General features: G+C 72.5%; 1 protein-coding gene. It reads right to left on the bottom strand.

Annotated features, from left to right (window positions below; all coding sequences use genetic code 11):
- On the bottom strand, positions 1 to 615 hold a 615-nt coding region (locus tag J1M41_RS11685; protein ID WP_206451801.1), incomplete at both ends, for a hypothetical protein.

Here is a 615-nt window from a genome sequence, read left to right as displayed (position 1 = left end):
CGACCAGCCCGGCCCCGCGTTGAGCCAGATCCAGCCCTCCGGATCCGGGGCCACCAGCACCGGCGCCGCCTCCGCCGTCGACGGCAGATCCGAGACCGTCACCAGCCGGTACGCCGTCGTGCGAGACGTGTGCGGGGTCGGGTCCACGAGCGCCGTATCCAACGGCAGGCCCACGGCCAGCCGCGACCACGGCGCGCCGTCCACGGACCGCCAGATCTCCGCCGACGTCGCTTCCGCTTCACCCTCCGCTGGTGGCGGCACCGCCACCGTGAGCATGACCGAGGCCGAGTCCGGCAGCCACTCCGCCGTGAGCACACCCACGGGCGGCTCCGGGTAGTCCACGGCCACCGTGACCTGGCCCCACTCGGACCACAGGCCAGACGCTGCGCGGGCCCGCACACGGATCACGTAGGAGCGGCCGTCCTGCAGCCGGACCGGCGGCGTCAGACCACGCGACGCGTGCTCCCAGGTGCGCTGGTAGACGATCGAACCCTCGTCGTCGAGGATCTGCACCGACCCCGCCGCCTGCTCGTCGCCCTCCGGGTCGAAGAAGTCGAAGACGATCTTCGCCTGTGACGCGGCCAGCGGCCCATCCTGCAGGGAGGTGATCGTCAC

The sequence above is a fragment of the Micrococcus sp. KRD096 genome (genome assembly GCF_017168495.1).
Classification (GTDB): domain Bacteria; phylum Actinomycetota; class Actinomycetes; order Actinomycetales; family Micrococcaceae; genus Micrococcus; species Micrococcus luteus.
This window is presented reverse-complemented; position numbering and strand designations above follow the sequence as displayed.